The following is a 231-nucleotide window of genomic DNA, read 5'->3' on the forward strand; positions in this document are numbered from 1 at the left end:
TGATCCAGCTCAGGCTGTTTCCGCCGATGGCCGTGATGATCCCGGTGATGTTCATGTGGGCCTTCCTCAGTCTCAACGATACATGGTGGGGACTGGCGCTGGTCTACGGCATCGTCACGCTGCCCTTCGCCTTCTGGCTGATGGAGACCTTCTTCGACGACATGCCGCGCGAGATCGAGGTGGCCGCGCTGGTCGAGGGCTGCTCGCGCCTGCGCGTCTTCACCCGCATCA

1 protein-coding gene is annotated in these 231 nt (G+C 62.8%); it reads left to right on the forward strand.

The genetic code is table 11. The annotated features are described in order from the left end of the window. Positions 1–231: ABC transporter permease subunit (locus KVT37_RS33210; protein ID WP_217579121.1), on the forward strand; the 231-nt coding region annotated here is incomplete at both ends.

Source organism: Mesorhizobium sp. GbtcB19 (assembly GCF_019091085.1).
Classification (GTDB): domain Bacteria; phylum Pseudomonadota; class Alphaproteobacteria; order Rhizobiales; family Rhizobiaceae; genus Mesorhizobium.